General features: G+C 59.0%; 6 protein-coding genes and 1 riboswitch. All 6 genes read right to left on the reverse strand.

The window, feature by feature from the left end:
- A partial coding sequence (gene rpsA, locus VGP75_RS10925) for a 30S ribosomal protein S1 (protein ID WP_327543699.1) occupies nucleotides 1-1,505 on the reverse strand: 1,505 nt, incomplete at its 3' end.
- A 325-nt stretch (nucleotides 1,506-1,830) separates the two neighbouring features.
- A complete protein-coding gene (gene cmk, locus VGP75_RS10930) occupies nucleotides 1,831-2,439 on the reverse strand; it encodes a (d)CMP kinase (RefSeq protein ID WP_327543694.1) in 609 nt (202 codons plus the stop codon).
- Entirely contained in the window at nucleotides 2,436-3,788 is a 1,353-nt protein-coding gene (gene aroA / locus VGP75_RS10935) for a 3-phosphoshikimate 1-carboxyvinyltransferase (protein ID WP_327543695.1), read from the reverse strand. Before aroA ends, cmk begins: the two co-directional genes overlap by 4 nt.
- Before the next feature lie 108 nt (nucleotides 3,789-3,896).
- A complete protein-coding gene (gene trmB, locus VGP75_RS10940) occupies nucleotides 3,897-4,610 on the reverse strand; it encodes a tRNA (guanosine(46)-N7)-methyltransferase TrmB (RefSeq protein WP_327543696.1) in 714 nt (237 codons plus the stop codon).
- A gap of 110 nt (nucleotides 4,611-4,720) precedes the next feature.
- Nucleotides 4,721-5,902, reverse strand: a complete 1,182-nt coding sequence (gene metK, locus VGP75_RS10945) for a methionine adenosyltransferase (RefSeq protein ID WP_327543697.1) — start codon at nucleotides 5,900-5,902, stop codon at nucleotides 4,721-4,723.
- Between the two features lie 7 nt (nucleotides 5,903-5,909).
- A riboswitch (SAM-SAH riboswitch) is annotated at nucleotides 5,910-5,957 on the reverse strand.
- Nucleotides 5,958-5,990: 33 nt separating this feature from the next.
- Nucleotides 5,991-6,311 (reverse strand): nitrilase-related carbon-nitrogen hydrolase (locus VGP75_RS10950; RefSeq protein ID WP_327543698.1); only part of this gene is annotated, 321 nt, incomplete at its 5' end.

Here is a 6,311-nt window from a genome sequence, read left to right on the forward strand (position 1 = left end):
CGCACGTCAACCTTGTCGCCAACCTGGAAGCGCTCAGGGCGCTGCTCGGCACGGTCACGGGACAGATCGGAACGACGGATGAAGGATTTCGCACCCTCATAGTCAACTTCGATGCCGCCGTCTTCGATCTTGGTCACTTCAACAGTGATGACCGAACCGCGCTTTACGCCGCCAACAGCCTCTGCAAAGGGATCACCGTCGAGTGCTTTGATCGAGAGCGAGATACGCTCTTTCTCGACGTCCACTTCGGCAACCTTCGCACGGACCATATCGCCCTTGCGGAAATCACCGATGACGTCCTCGCCACGGCCTTCCCATGTAAGGTCGGACAGGTGAACCATGCCGTCGATGTCGCCTTCAAGGCCAACGAACAGACCGAATTCGGTGATGTTCTTGACTTCGCCTTCCACTTCGGTGCCCTCAGGATGTGTCTCGGCAAAGACTTCCCATGGGTTACGCTGTGTCTGCTTGAGGCCAAGGGAAACGCGGCGCTTGGCGCTGTCGATTTCCAGAACCATGACTTCGACTTCCTGAGAGGTCGACACGATCTTGCCGGGGTGGACGTTCTTCTTTGTCCAGGACATTTCAGAGACGTGAACCAGACCCTCAACACCGGCTTCCAGCTCAACAAATGCGCCGTAATCGGTGATATTGGTCACACGACCCTGATGCACGGAACCAAGCGAGAATTTCGCTTCAACCGCATCCCATGGATCGTCCTGCAGCTGCTTCATGCCAAGGCTGATACGGTGGGTGTCTTTGTTGATCTTGATAACCTGCACCTTGATCGTCTCACCGATTGTGAGGATCTCGGATGGGTGGTTCACACGGCGCCATGCCATGTCAGTGACGTGCAACAGGCCGTCAACACCGCCCAGATCAACGAACGCACCGTATTCGGTGATGTTCTTGACGACGCCGTCAACTTCCTGGCCTTCGGTCAGGTTGCCGATAACTTCGGCGCGCTGCTCGGCACGTGATTCTTCAAGGATCGCACGACGCGATACAACGATGTTGCCACGACGACGGTCCATTTTCAGGATCTGGAACGGCTGCTTGAGCCCCATCAACGGGCCTGCGTCACGCACGGGGCGGACATCAACCTGAGAGCCGGGCAGGAACGCAACAGCGCCGCCAAGGTCCACAGTGAAACCACCCTTTACGCGGCCAAAGATCGCGCCATCAACGCGCTCTTCGTCAGCATAGGCTTTTTCCAGACGATCCCAGGCTTCTTCGCGGCGCGCCATCTCGCGGGAGATAACAGCTTCGCCGCGGGCGTTCTCAACCTGACGCAGGAACACTTCGACAGTGTCTCCAACGGCGATTTCAGCCTCTTCACCGGGGTTTGCGAATTCTTTCAGATCAACGCGGCCTTCCATCTTGTAGCCGACGTCGATGATGGCTTGGCCCGCTTCGATTGCGATGACTTTGCCTTTGACAACAGACCCTTCGGCGGGCGTGTCCATTTCGAAGCTTTCGTTCAAGAGTGCTTCAAACTCTTCCATTGAATTAGCCATGTGGCGTCGTTTTCCTAACGTTTGGTTTTATACGGGCCGTGCGGTTGTCTCCGCCGGTCTTTTGGGTTTCGGTTGGTCATTTGCATCATCTACGAAACATAAAACAACAGGGCCGGTTACTACCGACCCCGCTCAAGTCTCACGTCCGCGCCTGTTTCGACACTTCGACAGGGCGGCGTATAGGGGCATTGGGGCTTGTTTGCAAGGGGTTTCCCGCAAACAAGAAGGCTGTTGCCAAACGGATGCAAGCGTGGCCAATGCCCGCCTGAACGGCCAAAGAAACCTTTGGTCCGCGGTTAGACACCCTGTGCTCTTACGGGCGCGCCGCGTCGATGACCTTGATCGCAGCGGCAATCGCCTGTGCGGCCGTCAGCTCAGACGTGTCCAGCGTCACCGCATCATCCGCAGGCACCAGAGGGGCCGCCGCACGGTTCTGATCCCGCGCATCGCGTTCTTTCACTTCAGCGAGGACGGTATCATAGGTGGTGTCTGTCCCCTTGCCCGAAAGCTCCTGAAACCGCCGTTCGGCGCGGCATTCGGGGCTGGCGGTGACAAAAAGCTTCACATCCGCAGCAGGACAAATCACCGTCCCGATATCGCGCCCGTCCAGCACCGCACCACCGTCGCGCCCCGCAAAACTGCGCTGGAACGCCACCAGTGCGGCACGCACTTCGGGTATCACGGCCACCTCGCTAGCCGCTTGCGCCACAGCAGACGTGCGCAGGTTGTCATTTTCCAGATCACGCGCATCAAGCGCACGAGCGGCCGTAACCGGTTCCGCACCTGCAATCACTTTGGCCCCGACCGCACGATAGAGCAGCCCCGTATCAAGATGCGCAAAACCGAAATGCGCGGCAACTGCCTTGGAAATCGTGCCCTTGCCCGCTGCGGCAGGACCATCAATGGCGACGATAAAGCTCATACCTTGGCACGTATAATCTGCGCGCCCAGCGCACCCATCAGGTCCTCAAATATCGGGAAAGAGGTGGCAATCGGACTACCATCATCCACGCGCATAGGCTTTTGTGTGGCCATGCCCATAACCATGAACGCCATCGCGATGCGATGATCCAGCTCGCTCGCCACAGTCACACCGCCCGGCACATTGCCATGGCCCATTCCGGTGACTTTCCACCAATCCGGGCCTTCATCCACTGTCACACCGGCCGCACGCAAGCCCTTGGCCATTGCATCAATCCGGTCGCTTTCCTTGACGCGCAATTCCTTGACGCCCTGCATATCCGTGACACCCTGCGCAAAAGCCGCCACGACCGACAGCACCGGATATTCATCAATCATGCTCGCCGCGCGCGCAGGCGGCACAGCGATACCCCGCAAATCGGGCGAGAATCTTGCGCGCAGGTCTGCGACAGGCTCGCCCCCCTCCTCGCGCATATTCTCAAAGACCAAATCAGCCCCCATTTCCTGCAATGTGGTGAACAGCCCCGCCCGCGTCGGGTTCAACCCGATATTGGGCACCAGAACATCCGAACCCGGCGTGATAATCGCCGCACAGACCGGAAAGGCCGCCGATGACGGGTCACGCGGCACAACAATCGTCTGCGCGGTCAGCTCGGGTTGTCCATCAAGGGTAATCACGCGGCCTTCGTCAGTGGTCTCAACAGTCAAGGTCGCACCAAAGCCCTGCAGCATCCGCTCGGTATGATCCCGCGTCGCTTCTTTCTCGATCACAACGGTCTGCCCCGGCACATTCAGACCCGCCAGCAAAACGGCCGATTTAACCTGTGCCGACGGCACCGGCACGACATAACGCACAGGTACAGGGGCGCGCGCACCCACAATAGTCATCGGCAAACGCCCACCGGCACGCCCCACGGCCTGCGCCCCGAAAAGTGCGAGCGGATCAGTCACCCGCCCCATCGGCCGCCCGTTCAGCGACGCATCACCGGTATAGGTCACAGTAATCGGCGAAGTCGCCGCAGCCCCCATGATCAACCGCACACCCGTACCGGAATTGCCGCAATCAATCACGCAATCAGGCTCGGCAAAACCGCCAACACCCACGCCACTGACAGTCCACGCACCGTCACCATGATTGGTCACCGTCGCCCCGAAGGCCTGCATCGCCTTGGCTGTATCCAGCACGTCCTCACCTTCCAGAAGACCGGTGATCCGCGTCTCGCCAATACACATCGCCCCCAAAATCAGCGACCGGTGCGAAATCGACTTGTCACCCGGCACATGCGCCTCGCCCACCAAAGGGCCACAGGGGTGCGATATCATGGGGATCGGGGTGCCGTGACCGGACATTGGCAATCTTCCTTCTTAACTCGCGCGGTTGATAGCGCAGCGCGTTCGCCGGGTCTATCACCTGTCTTATCATCTTGCCGGAAATACTCCCCCCGGAGGGTCCGGCGCTCACACCCGGCGGAAGGTCAGATAATGCGGTGTCCGGCCTTCACGGAGCGCCTTCTGCTCATAACGTGTCGACACCCAGTCCGCCCATGGCGCGCGCCAATCGTCAGGCCCCTCGGCCAGCCATTCAAACCCGTGGACAGGCACCTGCTCCAGTGTCTGGCGGACATAGTCCTTGATGTCTGTCGCAACGCGCAACTCGGCACCCGGTTTCATCACACGGTGTAGGGGGGCAAGATGCTCCGGTGTCACAAACCGGCGGCGGTGATGGCGCTTCTTGGGCCAGGGATCGGGGTAGTTCAGAAACACCTTTGACAGCGTCGCATCAGGCAAGACGTCGAACAGATCACGCACATCGCCCGGGTGAACCCGCAGATTGTCAACGTTGGCCTTGCGGATCTTGCCCAGAAGCATGGCCACACCATTGATAAACGGCTCACAGCCGATCAGACCAATGTTGGGATAGGTCTGTGCCATATGCACCAGATGCTCACCGCCGCCAAAGCCGATTTCAAGCCAGATGTCCTTGCCACCAAAAACACCATCTAGCGCAAGCGGCGTCCTTTCGGGATTTTCTTCCCAACTGATGGGTCCGGGCGATAGCGGCGCAAGATCGTTCTCAAGATAATCGTGCTGGGCGGCACGGATCGTCTTGCCACGAAAGCGGCCATAGAAATTGCGCCACGGGGCGCCCGAGGGATGATTGGTTTTGCTCATAGGCGGGGCTTTAGCAAGGGTGCGCAGCTTTCGCAATCAGCAGGGTGGATCAAGATCCACCCTATGCACCGTGCAACCTGTAAGGTGGGTCTTGACCCACCTCACCTTGATCAAACAGCGCGCTTGAGCGCCTCAACAAGATCGGTCCGCTCCCAGCTGAACCCGCCATCCGCATCCGGCGCACGGCCAAAGTGACCGTAGGCTGCAGTCCGCTCGTAAATCGGCCTGTTCAGACCCAGATGCTCGCGAATACCACGCGGCGTCAGATCCATGACCTGTGCAATCGCACGCTCGATCGCCGCCGGATCAACCTCGCCGGTGTCATGGGTATCGGCATAGATCGACAAAGGCTTGGCCACACCAATTGCATAGCTCAACTGGATCGTACAACGCTCCGCCATGCCAGCGGCCACCACGTTTTTGGCCAGATAGCGCGCGGCATAAGCCGCAGACCGGTCCACCTTGGTCGGGTCTTTGCCAGAGAAAGCACCGCCACCATGCGGGGCCGCACCACCGTAGGTATCTACGATAATCTTGCGGCCCGTCAGACCGGCATCGCCATCAGGACCACCGATGACGAATGTGCCTGTCGGGTTCACCCACCATTCTGTCCGCGCGGTGATCAGGCCCTCAGGCATCACCTCGCGAATATAAGGCTCGACAATTGCACGGATATCTGCGCTGGTCTGGTTTTCATCACTGTGCTGGGTCGACAGCACGATAGACATCGCCTCAACCGGCTTGCCGTTTTCATACCGCAGCGACACCTGGCTCTTGGCATCAGGGCGGAGCGTCGGTTCTTCGCCGGATTTGCGCACCTCTGCCAGACGGCGCAGGATCGCGTGGGCATATTGGATCGGGGCCGGCATCAGCGCATCGGTTTCTGTTGTGGCATAGCCGAACATGATCCCCTGATCGCCCGCACCTTCTTCTTTGGTGTCGGATGCATTCACACCTTGGGCGATATGCGCGGATTGCTCATGCAGCAGGTTCGTAATCTCGCAGGTCGCGTGATGGAACTTGTCCTGCTCGTATCCGATGTCCTTGATACAGGCGCGCGCAATATCCTCGATCCGCGCCATATGGTCCTTCAGCTTCGACTGGTCAGACAGCCCCACTTCACCGCCGATCACCACGCGGTTTGTCGTGGCAAAGGTCTCACAAGCGACACGCGCTTCGGGTTCTTCGGTCAGGAATGCATCCAGAATACTGTCAGATATGCGGTCGCAGACCTTATCAGGATGCCCCTCTGAAACGGATTCAGAGGTGAAGATGTAATTGTTACGCGTCATGGGGATGTGCTCCAGTAAGTTATACCGCCACGTCAGGAAGCCGTTGTGACAGAATCGAACACCCCGATATGGTGTGCCCGCTGCTAGGTCAATCGCTATCGCGTCTGGCCCGAAAATAACCGCCAAAGATGAACAAAAGCACCAACAGGACAACCGGCAGATCGCCCCATCTGCTATAAGGTGTCGCTGCAAGCGCCGCAGGCAGAGGCGCATCAATCGCGCCATCAACACCCAGCGGCAATGCGGCAGTGATGCGCCCTTTGGGATCAATCATCGCGCTGATGCCGGTGTTGGCCACGCGCACCATCGGCAACCCCTGCTCGATTGCGCGCAACCGCGCTTGGGCAAGGTGCTGATGCGGGCCCGCAGCCTCACCGAACCATGCATCATTCGTGATCAGCAACAACAA

Origin of the sequence: Yoonia sp. (assembly GCF_036007805.1) — a bacterium.
Classification (GTDB): Bacteria; Pseudomonadota; Alphaproteobacteria; order Rhodobacterales; family Rhodobacteraceae; genus Yoonia.